A 13,954-nucleotide genomic window follows, 5' to 3' on the forward strand; every position below is an offset into this window, starting at 1 on the left:
GTCTTAAAAAAGAAAGTCATTATCTACGTAAGTGAATTAGTCATAGCCGAACATGATTTGTGCGGTTGCGACCACCGTGCCGGTCGATAAGGCCGAGGCGTCATACACTCTGTAGTAAGCATGCAGAAGAATGTATTGCGTATCCTGAATGTCATCGTCCTTAACAATATCAAGGATCTGAGTGGCATTTCCCATGCTTGTGCTGCTGGAGAGTTTGACCTCTTCGAAATCCCCCATAAAAGATCGACTACGAATAGCAATACCGACCCCGCCCGCGGTTGTTTCATCATTGACCATCGTTTGCGAACTGCCGTCCGTAGCGATCACATCATTGCTGGAAAGCCAGGCCTTAATATTCCGCGTAGATGTTTTTACGCCGGCAAGGTTTCCGCATTTGATAGGAATGGTGAAATCCGCCCCATTCGTTCTGCCGTACGTTTTAAGTTCTTTCAGCGGCGCAGGCGGAAGTTTTACCGTCATGTCACGCGTCATATTGCAGGTGGTTTCTTTCGGCTCGAATTGAATGGTCATTTTCTCGTACGCGAGGAAATAATCGGTATCCCAGCTTTTGCGCGCGGTATCTGACATCATGTTATTCCATGCCCTGGTCGCATACGTTTTAGAGGAGAGCAGGGGCGAGTCGGATCCCGAGCCGGTACCACTCATCACGGCAGGAATGACGCTCAGCGCACCGCTGGTGGTGGTTTTGGTATAGGTCGATACCCCAACAGGCGCCGAGGAAAGTAACTCTGCTCGCAAGGTATATTGCGTCTGGTAGGAGAGCGAGTGTATCCCCACAATACCGCTCACCGTGACTTTACTGCTGCCGGTTATTTCAGAGGTCACCTTAATCCAGTAACTGTTTTCACCATCAGCACTGTTAAAATTCAAATACACCGGGCTGTTATTAAACCCAGTGAAATAGTAGAGGTGATCCTGAAATACTCCCCCAATACCCACGTTGCCATAGGTACAGGTCATACTCCCCGACCAGCTGGTGGTATATGTCTTTTCAACCACCGTCGAGGTGATAAATGCAGACGATAAATTAAGCGACTTATCCGCTTCCGCCACGCTTTTAAATATAATGCCGCTATTACGGCAGGTATCCCCCGTCACGCCTCGGGTCTGTGGTGCCGCCTGGGCCGAAAAGCCAGGGATCGTTATCAGGCTGAATACGGCAACGATGAAAAATAAAGATTTGCTCATGATCGATTTCATACTCGTGGTCGGTTACCGGCAGATATTGACGGCATGCTCTGTCGGCTGCGTAATAACACAGGATTTTTTGACTTTGCCTTTACTGGTATTAATGCGAATTGCCTCTGGCTGTGCGTCAGACTTCACAAAGATTTGGCTCCCCTGGGCGACGTAACCCAGTTCCTGATGATGGCTATCGGAAACCAATGCGCCGAAGGGGAGTTGATTGCCCTCGCTGTCCAGCACGTCGAAGGTATAAACCTTGCGCGTATCGGTCTTGTACTTCAGGTACGTTATGCTGCCTTCGTAAGGGGCAATATTAAGTAAATTCCCCTGTAAATCGACGTCGCTGCTTTTTGAACCATCCTGTTCCAGATGGAAGTTATTCAGCCGGTAAGGCGTTGCGCTGGCGATAAGGGCAATACCGTTGCGATTCGTGCGCGTAGAGGTATCCCCATTGACCACGGCGTTTTCGACGCCAGGGGCCTCAAGAATGACAAAGTTTCGGCCATTGTTTGGTGAGGTGATGACCCCACCGCGCCACGCGAGAATATTGCCGCTTGCGCCGAGGCTGGCCTGACGATACTCGCGCGAAAGCGTCATCCCGCTGTTCAGGCTGGTGACGCTGTTTTTCCAGTTGGTATAGAGATCGGCGGAGCGGGAATTACCCTCACTGTCATGCGCCAGCATAAGGCTGTAATCGACATCCTGGGCGCTGCCGCTCATGCTTATATCTGATGAAGCGTATTTCCCCTGCTGAACCGTCGCATGCGAAGCAACGCTTCCCGGACTGCCGAAGAGTGACATCGGAACATTGACGGAGAAATAAAGATTATTTTCCGTCTTCCCACGGGTGCGCAGCGACGTAACAACATCACCTTCGTAATCTGTTTCATAGTTGTAGTACGACTGAGTGACTTCAGAGCGGCGCAGTGATACCGCATAATTCACGCTGTTAAACGCGTTGCTCCAGGTCAGATTATACTGGCGGCTGGTCTTTTGGCCGCGCCAGTAATCGCGCCAGTACGCCGTCAGGGAAAGTCGACCAAACCCATCGCCCAGCGGCTGGTTGAGGTTGGCGCTAAACGCCTGCTTGCTGTTAATGGTTGACGTGCCGGTGCCGCCATAATCCTGAATATTGGACTTCGCCAACACATAATCGTTAAACGATGCGTAATCCTGCGTGCGATAGTAATACGACGCCAGCGTCAGGTTAGTTTGCGTCGGGAAGGATTTACTCCATGAGAGCGCGTATTTTTCTCCCCTGCGTCGATTATCGCCCGGCAAGCGATACTGCGCTTGTTCAAGCGACGCTGATAGCGATCCTGCATAGGGAACAGAAAGAGCACCGCCGAGCAGAAAGGAGAAATAGTCCGCGCTCCAGATACTCCCGGCTGTGGCGGTTACGTAGTTATTCATTCCGCGAGAGTAGCTGAACTGCGCAAACTGGCTATGGTCATTGATGCCGCGCATGTCCACCTCACCGACGTTAAACTGGTAGTCGCTGGTGCCGGGACGCAGCATGTCCGGGATAGACGAAAAGGGAACCGCAAAGCGCTCTATCGTTCCGCCGCTGTTCTTTACCTCAACAGAGAGATCCCCACGCGAGCCGGTGGGCATTAAATCGCGGATCGTAAAGGGCCCGGCGGGGACAGTAATCTGATGGATAATGTGTCCATCCTGGTAAACGCTGACCACGGCCGAACTGGTGGCAATTCCGCTGATGACCGGCATATACACGCGTTCGCTGTCCGGCAGCATTTGACGGCTTTTATTCAGCGTCAGGCCGCGAAAACGAATCGTGTCAAAATAATCGGACGTGGTGTAGGTACGCCCCACGCGCATTAATGCCTCAATACCGACAATCGGTTTTTCAAGATAGCGTGTGGTGTTAATCCAATACCCTTTACCCATATTGCTGTAGCGCATCCACGTCGAGTTATCGAGGAGATGCCAGCCAGACATATTCAAACCGCTGTTTAGCGATAAATAGATATTATCGCTGTTGGTATACCCTTCACGCAGGCCATAAAAGTTGTAATAATTGAGGTTGTAGTTGGTAAATACCCCATTAATCCCCTGGTCCCATTTTTGTGGGGCCACCCAGTTCTGTTTTTCGGTCACCACAAAGGCCTGGGGTACTTCTAAATCCAGACGCAATTCTCCTGGCGCCAGCGTGCTTTTTCCGCCGTGTAGCAGGGTACTGATGTCGATTTGCCCGTCTGATTTATTCGCGACGAGATCGTCGAGATCGCGAATACCCAGTAGTGGCACATCATCTTTCGGAACAAGCACCGTCCCTTTACCGTCATTGGCAATCGTCATGTCGAATTTCCCGCGCCAGGCGTTATTCACATATACGTCGAGATCGTATGCGCCCGGTGTCATGACCAGTTTTGAATTACTCCAGTCCATATCGGCTGAATTACCGACCAGCAGGCTGCTATTAAATGTCTCACCGCTCGCCCCAAAGGAACATAAGGCGAGGCTGACGGAGTGAACCAACAGGCTTTTACGAAACAGGGATCTGTTCTTCATCAGAATTGAACCAGGCATAGCCATAAAAATAATCAGTGAAGGGTGCTGAATCTTTTGGCGCCGTAATCATCAAGCCATGTAATACGATACTGAGAACCGGCCTGGATTTTGTTGGAAACCAGCGCGCAACCGTAAGGCGGAATAAAAACGGTATCGCTCAGTAAATTATCGTCTCGATTCTGCTTCAATTTTCCGCCCTGCCAGGTCACAACCTGTGGAATGGTTAAATAGTAAGGGGAACTGTTTTTGAGACAGGTTTGACTTCCTGAGGTGGAAATAGTGACCTTTTCGACAATTTTACTGTCCAGTTCCTGCAACGAGGCGGGGCGATAAAACAGTTTAATGCGATTGCGGATCGCCACCTGGAGATAATTATCGTTGCTGCCTTCCGGCGTTGGCGGAACATCCAGCACGTTTAACCAAAATACGCTTTCTCTGTCTGAGGGCAGAGAGGAAGTATTGGTCGCGGCGATTTTCAGCGTTTGACCACTGTGGCCATCCATTTTGACAACCGGCGGCATGACGGAAAAGGGAACTTTAATCTTTTCCGGGGCGGCTGAAGCATCACCTTGATCAAGCCAGGACTGTACCAGGTGAGTTTTATCGCTCTCATTCACTAATTGCACGGTAACGAATTTTGCTTCGCTGGAATAAATCACGCGCGTCTGGTTAATTACCACGCTGGCCTGAGCCGCGTGTGAAGCGAACGCAACGAAGAGAAAGAAAATATGTTTTTTCATGGTCATTAAAAACCGGGGATTGCTCCCCGGTTGGGCTATTAATCGTAGCTAAAGGAGTAAGTTGCGTCGGTAACGACTTTACCGGTCGTCACGGCAGAACCGCCGAAGTTGTAGTAATTCGCGTGCATGGTCAGCGTAACGCCGTCGGTACCGGAAACATCATCAGAAGTCAGACCGGTGTTGAACGCGGTGTCGAATGGAACGGAGGTGGTGCCATCCTTGGTCAGGGTAATACCGACCCCTTCAGCGCCGCTTTCGCTGTAGTTCTTCAGGTATTTACCGTCATCAGACAGGTTGCTGCTTGAGAAGGTGATTTTCAGCGTTTTGGTTGCGGTGTCGGCGGCAGTGCAATTTTTCAGACTCATGGTGAAGTCTTTATTGTTGGCACTGACAACGCCAGTAGTGGTACCCATATCCGTCAGTGATATAGGCGCCAGGTTCACCGTAAAATCGGAACCATTGTTGGTGGTCACGTCACAGGTTGTATCGGATACAGAACCATTGAAGGTGATTGTGCCACCCGCAACGCCGGTGCTTTCCGCTGCCATTGCCGCGCCCGAAAACATCATAGCGACTGCGATAACTGTTTTATTGAACATGCTTTTATTTCCCGTTTTCATCATCATTTTTGTCTCCCAGGCGGTTGAGCGATGTGTTGCAGAACAACGTACCGCACCCCTTGCCTTTGGTTGGAATATAAGACCATCGCTGGTTGTTTTGGTAAACGTAAATATCGTTTAAAGGAATTTTTTAAACTTAAATATCCAGATTTAAGTTTATGTATAGATTTATATGCTGCTTGGTTGCGTTGGCGCAGTGGCAGGGAGAGAGGAATGGCTATTTAAAATTATCGTCAAAATCGTCATTTGACGGAATTTACGCGTGCGATGGAGGGATAATTGAACATGCTGTTAAATAATTTAGTGCTTAATATTAATATATTTAACATTGGATATACATTCATTGCCGTGCGCGCGTGGGTAAGGTGGGTAGAAAAAACGCGAATTGCGGACATGGCATCTAAATTCACATGCTCACTTTCTGCTACAGACGTGCGGGAATATTTAAAATTAAACATCCTTTCTTTTTACCCTTGTTGTTTCTGTTGATATACCTGTCGGCAAATTCGTTATTCACCAGGCTGACAGATGAAAACACGACTCCTTCTGTGCACGGGCTTGTTGGCAACATCCTGCGCCCACGCCAGCGCCCTCTATTTTTATGAAGCAGGCACCGAAGATACCGCACTTGCTGGCGCAGGGCAGGCAGCCCGCGCGCAGGATGCCTCCACAATAATGACCAACCCGGCAGGCATGACGCGATTACCCGATCGTATGATCACCGGTGGGCTACAGGTGATGGACGGCTCCATCGACTACCAGCTGAATAACGATGCGCAGAGAAGCCCCGGCGATGTGATGAAAACCGTTCCCAATGCCAGCGCCTTTTATAGCCAGAAAATGACCGACGATCTCTATGCCGGTATTGGGCTTTACGGCAATTATGGTCTGGGGATCGATTACGGTAACTGGACGGGCGACCGGCTGTTCAAAAAGAGCACCATGGTGGCGATGACGCTCAGCCCGTCCGTGGCGTACACACTCAACGATCGCCTCTCAATCGGGGCTTCCGCCAACGTTAACTACGGCTATTTTTCATTGACCCGCAATGTGAATGACGAAGACCGCCAGCAGAATGACCATGACTGGGCGATGAGCTATCGGCTGGGGCTGTTGATGCAACTGACCGAACAGACGCGAGCCGGTATCACATGGAACAGCAGGACGGACTATCACTACAGTATCGACGGCAAAGCACGCTTAGCGAGTGGCGCATACGAGCTCCCGGTGACGGCACAGGTGAGTGCGCCGCAGCAAATTATGCTCAGCGTTGTGCATGATGTTAACCAGCAATGGTCGGTGATGGGCGATCTCGGCTGGCAGGACTGGAGCCAGTTCGGCGCGCCGCAAATCACGGTGAGCGGGCAGACGCTTAACAACGTCAGCCGCATGAAAGATACCTGGCATGGTGCGCTCGGCGTGCAGTACCGCCCAACAGAACAGTGGCGGTTGAATGCCGGTGTCGCTTTTGATAGCTCGCCGTACCAGAGCCAGAGTGATGTGGCGATAACCTTACCGACCGGCGACGAATGGCGGTTCGGTACAGGCGCGCAGTATCAGATCACGCCAGCCAGCAATATTGGTGTTGCCGTCGAGTATCTTCACATGCAGTCATCGCATGTGAAATCACCCGCTGTCTTTGCTGGAAGCTATGATAACCCCCATCTTTGGTTTGCCAGCGTAAACTATAGCTATCAGTTTTAATTTGGTAACTGCTTAAATTATAGGGTCTATACTGGCAGTTACCCGATGTTATAAGGTTGTGCCATGCATATTTTACCGCCTGTTCGTCCTGAACAATCGATTGAACGACTGACCGCGATCCTTGAGCCGATAGCGGAGAAAATGAAAGTTGTGCCGCGCAAGCGCGTGACGTGGAAGCATAAAGGTCGGCAGCAAATGTATCTCTTTTTAGAGGGCGGATTGTCCCTGCTGCGCGCGTCCGACGGCCTGCTGCTGGTCACGGTATACGAACCCCATCTCTTCGGTATTGCAGAAATGATCCAGCCGACGCAGGGGCATATTCTGCGAGTGGAAACCGAGTCGACGCTTTTACGGGTGGATGCCGAACGTGCGGCGGAACTGTTCCGCGAGCAGGGGGTATGGGAAGAGGTGGCCGCACTTCTCTCCTATCATACAGCCTATTTAATTTATCGGGATGCCCAGGTCCTGCAGCAACGGACTTATTCCGTCATTCGCAACCATCTTCAGGAGATGATCTTATTACCTGAGGAAGCACGAATGCGCACGACGATCCTCGAATATATTCAGGACCGCACGCTGTTGTCGCGCAGCAGTATTCTCAACGTATTATCGGCCCTTAAGCAAGGTCAATATATCTCGTTCAAAAGAGGTGGGTATCTCCTTGAAATCAGAAATTTACCTGAGTCATTTTAATGTAAGTTTAAAATTAAACTAAAAACGAATTAACGATATTCTCGTTTTTGTTTATTGTTTGCTCACCGAAATGAATTTTGACGAAGCAAACAGGATACGTATGAAAAAGACATTGGTAGCTTTAATTCTGGTAAATGCATGTACCGCCACGACCGCTTTTGCCGCCGCAGATGCAGGCACCTGGTATAGCGGGGCGAAATTTGGCTGGTCACATTATTTTGACACCAATACAGGCTCTAAAGCACTCGAGAGTAATAACAGCTCTAACCATTTCGATATTGACCACGATAATGTTGGTGGCGGTATCTATACGGGTTACCAAATTACGCCATGGCTTGCGGTTGAAGGTGGTTATGATTATCTGGGTAATATGCAGATAAAAGGCCAGCATAGCGCGGGTGGACAAATGAAAGCCCAGGGCCTGCAGATGTCTTTAAAAGCCAGCTATGCCCTGACGAACAACTGGGATATCTATGGCCGTGCGGGTGCGATGGGTTACCGTGCTGAATCTGATGTAAGTGGTCACAATCGTTTTGAGACGGGTGTACGCCCGCTTGCCGCAGTCGGTACGGAATACGCATTCAATAAAAACTGGGCTGGCCGCATGGAGTACCAGTGGGTCAGCAACGTGGGCAATGCCAACCAGATTGGCGTTAGCAGCGATATTAGCTCCGTTACGGCGGGGTTGACCTATCGCTTTGGTCAACACGATTAGTCTTTATACCCGTCATACTTCAAGTTGCATGTGCGTTGGCTGCACTCGTTCACCCCAGTCACTTACTTATGTAAGCTCCTGGGGATTCACTCCCTTGCCGCCTTCCTGCAACTCGAATTATTTAGGGTATATGTTCTTCTCGATGATAAAAAAGCCCGGCTACCTTGTAGTCGGGCTTTTCATTGTTTAACCCGTTATTAAGGGTTTAAGGGCAAGATTGATATTTCTCAGACCAGCTTCATTTTTATCCTTCAGGTATTGCTGGTTCACCATATCTAACTGCTCCAGTTTCGTGAGGGAGGCGTAAACGCGCTGGACTGGACTGTCCTCTTTAAAAATATCTTTTGCCGAGGCATCCTGAAGATACTGTGATTTAAGGTTGCGTGTTAATGAATCAATTTGGTGTTTATTCTCCTGGTAGAGCGACGCAATATGTGACGTTTGTACTGCGGGTGGTTTCTCGCCAGGTAAAATTAAAGGAACCTGCAAATGGTTAATCTGTTCGACTTTATCGGGTGGAGCAGAGCGGCAGGCGGTTAAGGTGCTAAGGCTAAATATAACGAAAAAAAGCGGCGTTATCTTCATTGGTTATCCTGGAGTGAATAAATGGAGTGAACATTATCCTGACCGGAAATGACGACAACAGGTTAAGTTTGTTTATTTTTAAACGTTATTTGAATGGGGAAAGAAATAATTGGCTGGTAACCTTATTTCCTAAACACATATCCGAACGTAATGATGACGTGTAGGGGATTTATGAAACTGAAAACTCTCGTTAACGCAATGACCGTTGCCGGTCTGGTATCCACCTCGCTGGTGGCCGCTCCTGCCATGGCGCAGTCAACGGCAAAAGAAGCGACCACCCATACCAAAGCAAATAATGATGCGCTGTATGGCCAGCTGCCGTTTTTTGATAAAACCGATTTTAGCAACGCCCATAAAGGCTTTATTGCTCCGCTGCCACAGGATGTTATTAAGGGTGAAAAGGGCAATGTTATCTGGAACCCGCAGCAGTACGCGTTTATCAAAGAAGGGCAAAAAGCGCCGGATACGGTAAACCCAAGCCTGTGGCGACAGGCGCAGCTGATTAACATCAGCGGTCTGTTTGAAGTGACGGACGGCGTTTACCAGATCCGTAACCTCGACCTGTCAAACATGACCATCATGGAAGGCAAAGAGGGGATCACGGTTATCGATCCGCTGGTCTCTGCCGAAACCGCCAAAGTGGGGATGGATCTCTATTATAAAAACCGCGGTAAACGTCCGGTGGTGGCGGTGATTTATACCCATAGCCACGTTGACCACTATGGCGGCGTGCGCGGCGTGGTTGACGAAGCCGATGTGAAATCTGGCAAAGTGAAAGTCTATGCCCCGGCAGGCTTTATGAAAGAAGCGGTCTCCGAGAACATCATGGCCGGGAATGCGATGAGCCGCCGGGCCAGCTACATGTACGGCAACCTGCTGAAGCCGGACGCAAAAGGCCAGGTTGGCGCGGGTCTCGGGACGACCACGTCTGCCGGGACGGTGACGCTGATCGAGCCGACTCATTACATCACCGAAGATGGTCAGAAAGAGGTTATCGACGGTCTGACGTTTGACTTTATGATGGCGCCGGGGTCAGAAGCGCCGTCTGAAATGCTGTGGTACGTTGAAGAGAAGAAGATGATTGAGGCGGCGGAAGATGTGACCCACACGCTGCATAACACCTACTCATTACGCGGGGCGAAGATCCGCGACCCGCTGGCCTGGTCGAAATACATCAACAGCGCCATTGAGCGTTGGGGCGATAAGGCTGAAATCATCATGGCGCAGCACCACTGGCCGACGTGGGGCAACGACAACGTGGTGAAGCTGATGAAAAGCCAGCGCGATATGTACCGTTATATCAATGACCAGACGCTGAGACTGGCGAACAAAGGGCTGACGCGAGATGAAATCGCGGCCAATTTTGCGGTGCCGGACGGGTTAGCCAAATCCTGGTCGGGCCGCGGCTATTACGGCTCGGTAAGCCATGACGTGAAAGCGACCTATGTGTTTTACCTCGGCTGGTTCAACGGTAATCCGGCAACGCTCGACGAACTCCCACCCGTCGATGCCGCGAAAAAATATGTTCACTATATGGGTGGTGCGAGCGCCATCCTTGAAAAAGCCAAAGCCGATTATGCTCAGGGTAACTACCGCTGGGTCGCGCAGGTGGTAAGCAAGGTTGTGTTTGCCGATCCCTCAAACAAAGCGGCGCGTAATCTGAAAGCGGACGCGCTCGAACAGCTGGGGTATCAGGCGGAGTCGGGCCCGTGGCGTAACTTCTATCTGACCGGCGCGCAGGAACTTCGTAACGGCGTACAGAAATTGCCGACGCCGAATACCGCCAGCCCGGATACGGTTCGCGCCATGTCCCCGGAGATGTTCTTTGATTTCCTCGGGGTGCACATCAACGGCATGAGAGCGGCGAATGCAAAAGCGGTGTTCAACGTTGACCTGGGTAAAGATGGCGGTCAGTACAAGCTGGAGCTTGAGAACGGCGTGCTGAATCACAGCGCGAATACGGTCGCAAAAGCGGCGGATGCCTCAATCACACTCAGCCGCGATACGCTGAACAAAATCATCCTCAAGGAGACCACGCTGAAACAGGCGCAGGAGCAGGGGGATGTGACGGTGACAGGCAATCAGGCGAAGCTTGATGAGCTGCTGAGCTATATGGATAGCTTTGATTTCTGGTTCAACATCGTCACCCCGTAGACGAAAAAAAGGCTGCTCACGCAGCCTTTTTATTTTTAGATAGTCCCGTCGCCCCCGTCCGAGCACCACACTTGCCCGGAGGTAAACGAACATTCGTCAGAGGCTAACGTCACGTACAGCGGCGCGATTTCAACGGGCTGACCCGGACGTCCCAGCGGGGAACTCTCGCCAAAGTGTTTCACTTTCTCCATCGGCTGCCCGCCGCTCGACTGAAGAACCGTCCAGTAAGGCCCCGGCGCAACGGCGTTGACGCGTATCCCTTTAGGTCCCAGCTGTTTCGCTAAGGCCTTAGTAAACACCGCCAGACAGGCTTTCGTCTGCGCGTAATCGAGCAGCACGGCGCTCGGCTGTACCGCCTGCACGGAGGAGGTATTGATGATCGACGCAGGCGCTTTCAGGTGGCGCAGCGCCGCTTTGGTGATCCAGAAGGGCGCGTAGACGTTGGTTTTGAAGGTGGCGTCAAAATCTTCGGTGGTGAGTTCTTCCAGCGTTTCGCGATACTGCTGGCGACCGGCGTTATTGACCAGAATATCCAGCCCGCCAAGTTTTGCTACCGCCTCTTCCACCAGGTTCTGGCAAAAGGTCTCATCACGCACGTCGCCGGGAAGCGCGACGGCTTTCCGTCCCTCGGCTTCGATCAGCGCAATCACCTCAGCGGCGTCCTGCTCCTCTTCGGGCAGATAGTTGATGGCGACATCGGCACCTTCGCGGGCATAGGCAATCGCCACGGCGCGGCCAATCCCTGAATCGCCGCCGGTGATCAACGCCTTCTTACCGGCCAGTCGGCCATGCCCTTTATAGCTCTTTTCCCCGTGATCGGGCACGGGTTGCATCTCGGACGCCAGACCCGGCGGCGTTTGCGGCTGCTCAGGGAACGGCGGTTTTGGGAAAGCGTTGGTACGTTGTGTGGTATCACTCATTGCTGACTCCTTACAGGCCAAGGGGTGAGATTTGATGGATAGTGACAGCGTTAACGCTTCGCTGAATTTATTTCTGCAGATGATCGACGCGTACGACAGGAGGTGATGATTTCTTATCCAGTGAGCCGTTAATACTGATCATCTGATCGGGTTTGACGGTTCTGTCGTCAAACACCGCTTTAGGGATAATGACGTCTATTTTTCCCGTTTTATCCTGGAAAACATATTTGTCGCCGCTTCCGTCAATCAGGTTTCCGCGCAGTGAGATGGTTGCGCCGTCATGCATTCCTTTTGCCTGGTTAATGGTCATAATCCGCGCGTCATCCGTGCCCCGATAACCGTCGTCCAGCGCATGAGGCGGAGGAGGCGCTTCGCCTTTTTGTAACCCGCCGTTATTATCTGCCCAAGCGGAGGGAACCAGTAATATTAATAAGGCTGAAATGACTGATAATTTCATCCGATATCCTTCATTTTGGCTGTCTTGACTTATTAAGTATTGTTGCTATTCCTTTATGTGGCAAATGTGATAAGTCCTAAAAGCATTTGCTTATAGAAATCATAAATTTCGACAAATAAGCGAAGCGGTGAGGGCGACGATGAATCGTAAAAATGAAAAGCTGCCCGGGATAAATGAAAGTTATCGTTTGCTGTCGTTCGAGTATGCATTTCGGCAGGTCGGTTTTATCCTGTTGCTGGCTATTATTATCGCGGCAATTGCCGGTCTGTTTTCGAGCGGGGCGGTCAGTGATACTGAGAAAATCAATTCGGCAAAAACGCTTACTCTCAACTATGAGCGTTTTGGTCGCCGGGAAACAGAGTTTCCGCTGCAGATCGCCTTCCCGGTAAAAACCCAGGGGGAATATGTCATCAGCATGGCGAGCGAGAGCGGTGATGTCTATGAGCCGGGCAGCATCTGGCCGCAGCCTGACAGCATGTACAGCCGGGGAGATACGCTGTTTTTCGTCTATAACAACCTAAAATATAATGAAAAATTCACCGTCAGACTATTTCTGACGCCATCGAAGGCGGGGAAGTGGGCAAATGCAATTCGTGTAAACAACGAGCCAGAAATTCGCTTCTGGCAGTTCATTTACCCTTAGGAGACGAATATGGATATGGTCTTTCGAGCCTTGGCCATTTATCTTTTTTTGGTCGTGGTATTCAAAGTGGCTGGACGGCGCGCGCTGCTGCAAATGACCAGTTTCGACCTGATCCTGCTGCTCATCATCAGTGAAGCAACGCAACAGGCGCTGTTGGGACAAGATTTTTCGGTCACCGGTGCGATGATTACGATCGCCACGCTGGTGGTGGTAGATATTATATTTGGCTTAATGAAAAAGTATTTCTCTCCCGTTGAGAATATTCTGGACGGCACGCCGGTTATATTAGTGGAAAACGGTATTCCACTCATGGATAAGCTTAAAAAAGTGGATGTTTCTTGCGATGATATTCTGGTTTCAGCGCGTCAAAATAACGGCGTGACGGAGTTGAAAGAAATTAAATACGCTATTCTGGAAAGGAATGGTCATATTTCAATCATTCCTTTTGAAAATTAAGAGGCACCGGTATGCATAATCTGATGCATGATAAAAATGAAACCGTCGGGGAGTTAACGAAAAAGCTGGCGACAAAACTCACGGATTTAGGGCTGCGTTTGACCACGGCGGAATCCTGCACGGGCGGCAATCTGGCGGTTGCGCTCTGCGCCGAGGAGAACACGGCAGAATTCTATGATGTCGGGATGGTGGTGTTCAGCGATGAGGCGAAAGAGAGGATCCTGGGCGTTCGTCATGAAACCCTCGCGCGCTTCACCGCCGTCAGTGAACAAACGGTCACCGAAATGGCAGCGAAAATTCGCGATATTGCGCAGGCCGATATCAGTATCGCTATCAGCGGTTATGCGGGGGGCCAGAAGGCGGGGATGACGGTACGGCAGCCGGAACCGTCTGCTTCGCCTGGAATTTAGGCGAGCGTACGGAAACGAGTACCGTGCACTTTTCCGGTGAATGCCAGGATGTGGTGGAAAAAGCGGTCCGCTATGCCTTATCTGAACTGATCGAGAAGCTACCAGGCTTGAAATAAAGG

Annotated in this window: 13 protein-coding genes and 1 pseudogene; 7 read left to right on the top strand and 7 right to left on the bottom strand. The window is 50.8% G+C overall.

Annotation, left to right across the window (positions count from 1 at the left end; all coding sequences use genetic code 11):
* Nucleotides 1-36: 36 nt before the first annotated feature.
* Genes EXW94_RS11695 through EXW94_RS11710 form a run of 4 tightly spaced genes read right to left on the bottom strand, consistent with a single transcriptional unit; the run spans nucleotide 37 to nucleotide 5,077 of the window.
* On the bottom strand, nucleotides 37-1,209 hold the full coding sequence (locus tag EXW94_RS11695; protein ID WP_238140097.1) for a fimbrial protein: 1,173 nt from the start codon (nucleotides 1,207-1,209) through the stop codon (nucleotides 37-39).
* Nucleotides 1,210-1,233: 24 nt separating this feature from the next.
* Entirely contained in the window at nucleotides 1,234-3,738 is a 2,505-nt protein-coding gene (locus tag EXW94_RS11700; RefSeq protein ID WP_254797831.1) for a fimbria/pilus outer membrane usher protein, read from the bottom strand.
* Nucleotides 3,739-3,770: 32 nt separating this feature from the next.
* A complete protein-coding gene (locus EXW94_RS11705; RefSeq protein WP_174340165.1) occupies nucleotides 3,771-4,484 on the bottom strand; it encodes a molecular chaperone in 714 nt (237 codons plus the stop codon).
* A gap of 32 nt (nucleotides 4,485-4,516) precedes the next feature.
* The gene (locus EXW94_RS11710) at nucleotides 4,517-5,077 is read right to left on the bottom strand and encodes a fimbrial protein (RefSeq protein WP_174340166.1); all 561 of its coding nucleotides are present in this window, start codon (nucleotides 5,075-5,077) and stop codon (nucleotides 4,517-4,519) included.
* 549 nt (nucleotides 5,078-5,626) lie between these two features.
* On the opposite strand from EXW94_RS11710, the gene EXW94_RS11715 reads away from it, so the two are divergent.
* From EXW94_RS11715 to EXW94_RS11725, 3 genes are all read left to right on the top strand, one after another.
* Nucleotides 5,627-6,802 carry an OmpP1/FadL family transporter gene (locus EXW94_RS11715; RefSeq protein ID WP_174340167.1) on the top strand — a complete coding sequence of 392 codons (1,176 nt, stop codon included), beginning with the start codon at nucleotides 5,627-5,629 and terminating at the stop codon, nucleotides 6,800-6,802.
* Between the two features lie 63 nt (nucleotides 6,803-6,865).
* Nucleotides 6,866-7,495 (top strand): winged helix-turn-helix transcriptional regulator, encoded by a 630-nt coding sequence (locus EXW94_RS11720; protein ID WP_174340168.1) that lies wholly within the window; start codon nucleotides 6,866-6,868, stop codon nucleotides 7,493-7,495.
* Between the two features lie 100 nt (nucleotides 7,496-7,595).
* Nucleotides 7,596-8,210 (top strand): outer membrane beta-barrel protein, encoded by a 615-nt coding sequence (locus tag EXW94_RS11725; RefSeq protein ID WP_148400619.1) that lies wholly within the window; start codon nucleotides 7,596-7,598, stop codon nucleotides 8,208-8,210.
* A gap of 186 nt (nucleotides 8,211-8,396) precedes the next feature.
* On the opposite strand, the gene EXW94_RS11730 is transcribed toward EXW94_RS11725, so the two are convergent.
* On the bottom strand, nucleotides 8,397-8,795 hold the full coding sequence (locus tag EXW94_RS11730) for a hypothetical protein (RefSeq protein ID WP_174340169.1): 399 nt from the start codon (nucleotides 8,793-8,795) through the stop codon (nucleotides 8,397-8,399).
* A gap of 171 nt (nucleotides 8,796-8,966) precedes the next feature.
* Between EXW94_RS11730 and EXW94_RS11735 the strand changes: the two genes are divergently transcribed.
* Nucleotides 8,967-10,949 carry an alkyl/aryl-sulfatase gene (locus EXW94_RS11735; RefSeq protein ID WP_174340170.1) on the top strand — a complete coding sequence of 661 codons (1,983 nt, stop codon included), beginning with the start codon at nucleotides 8,967-8,969 and terminating at the stop codon, nucleotides 10,947-10,949.
* A 35-nt stretch (nucleotides 10,950-10,984) separates the two neighbouring features.
* On the opposite strand, the gene EXW94_RS11740 is transcribed toward EXW94_RS11735, so the two are convergent.
* Both EXW94_RS11740 and EXW94_RS11745 read right to left on the bottom strand, forming a co-directional pair.
* Nucleotides 10,985-11,869 (bottom strand): SDR family oxidoreductase, encoded by an 885-nt coding sequence (locus tag EXW94_RS11740; protein WP_120158703.1) that lies wholly within the window; start codon nucleotides 11,867-11,869, stop codon nucleotides 10,985-10,987.
* 67 nt (nucleotides 11,870-11,936) lie between these two features.
* The gene (locus tag EXW94_RS11745; RefSeq protein WP_174340171.1) at nucleotides 11,937-12,326 is read right to left on the bottom strand and encodes a YdeI family stress tolerance OB fold protein; all 390 of its coding nucleotides are present in this window, start codon (nucleotides 12,324-12,326) and stop codon (nucleotides 11,937-11,939) included.
* A 139-nt stretch (nucleotides 12,327-12,465) separates the two neighbouring features.
* On the opposite strand from EXW94_RS11745, the gene EXW94_RS11750 reads away from it, so the two are divergent.
* The 3 genes and pseudogenes from EXW94_RS11750 (at nucleotide 12,466) to EXW94_RS11760 (ending at nucleotide 13,951) form a co-directional block, all read left to right on the top strand.
* Nucleotides 12,466-12,969, top strand: coding sequence for a hypothetical protein (locus EXW94_RS11750; protein ID WP_174340212.1), 504 nt, complete (start codon nucleotides 12,466-12,468; stop codon nucleotides 12,967-12,969).
* Between the two features lie 9 nt (nucleotides 12,970-12,978).
* Nucleotides 12,979-13,425 (top strand): DUF421 domain-containing protein, encoded by a 447-nt coding sequence (locus EXW94_RS11755; RefSeq protein WP_174340172.1) that lies wholly within the window; start codon nucleotides 12,979-12,981, stop codon nucleotides 13,423-13,425.
* A gap of 11 nt (nucleotides 13,426-13,436) precedes the next feature.
* Nucleotides 13,437-13,951 (top strand): annotated as a pseudogene (locus EXW94_RS11760) (2-oxo-tetronate isomerase).
* Nucleotides 13,952-13,954: the final 3 nt, after the last annotated feature.

The sequence above is a fragment of the Enterobacter sp. JMULE2 genome, from assembly GCF_013337145.1.
In the GTDB taxonomy this organism is placed as follows: Bacteria; Pseudomonadota; Gammaproteobacteria; order Enterobacterales; family Enterobacteriaceae; genus Enterobacter; species Enterobacter mori.

What these genes read in the sequence shown, in the direction of transcription:
- EXW94_RS11695 (WP_238140097.1), bottom strand. Translation starts at nt 1,209, where the DNA reads ATGAGCAAATCTTTATTTTTCATCGTTGCCGTATTCAGCCTGATAACG.
- EXW94_RS11700 (WP_254797831.1), bottom strand. Translation starts at nt 3,738, where the DNA reads ATGAAGAACAGATCCCTGTTTCGTAAAAGCCTGTTGGTTCACTCCGTC.
- EXW94_RS11705 (WP_174340165.1), bottom strand. Translation starts at nt 4,484, where the DNA reads ATGACCATGAAAAAACATATTTTCTTTCTCTTCGTTGCGTTCGCTTCA.
- EXW94_RS11710 (WP_174340166.1), bottom strand. Translation starts at nt 5,077, where the DNA reads ATGTTCAATAAAACAGTTATCGCAGTCGCTATGATGTTTTCGGGCGCG.
- EXW94_RS11715 (WP_174340167.1), top strand. Translation starts at nt 5,627, where the DNA reads ATGAAAACACGACTCCTTCTGTGCACGGGCTTGTTGGCAACATCCTGC.
- EXW94_RS11720 (WP_174340168.1), top strand. Translation starts at nt 6,866, where the DNA reads ATGCATATTTTACCGCCTGTTCGTCCTGAACAATCGATTGAACGACTG.
- EXW94_RS11725 (WP_148400619.1), top strand. Translation starts at nt 7,596, where the DNA reads ATGAAAAAGACATTGGTAGCTTTAATTCTGGTAAATGCATGTACCGCC.
- EXW94_RS11730 (WP_174340169.1), bottom strand. Translation starts at nt 8,795, where the DNA reads ATGAAGATAACGCCGCTTTTTTTCGTTATATTTAGCCTTAGCACCTTA.
- EXW94_RS11735 (WP_174340170.1), top strand. Translation starts at nt 8,967, where the DNA reads ATGAAACTGAAAACTCTCGTTAACGCAATGACCGTTGCCGGTCTGGTA.
- EXW94_RS11740 (WP_120158703.1), bottom strand. Translation starts at nt 11,869, where the DNA reads ATGAGTGATACCACACAACGTACCAACGCTTTCCCAAAACCGCCGTTC.
- EXW94_RS11745 (WP_174340171.1), bottom strand. Translation starts at nt 12,326, where the DNA reads ATGAAATTATCAGTCATTTCAGCCTTATTAATATTACTGGTTCCCTCC.
- EXW94_RS11750 (WP_174340212.1), top strand. Translation starts at nt 12,466, where the DNA reads ATGAATCGTAAAAATGAAAAGCTGCCCGGGATAAATGAAAGTTATCGT.
- EXW94_RS11755 (WP_174340172.1), top strand. Translation starts at nt 12,979, where the DNA reads ATGGATATGGTCTTTCGAGCCTTGGCCATTTATCTTTTTTTGGTCGTG.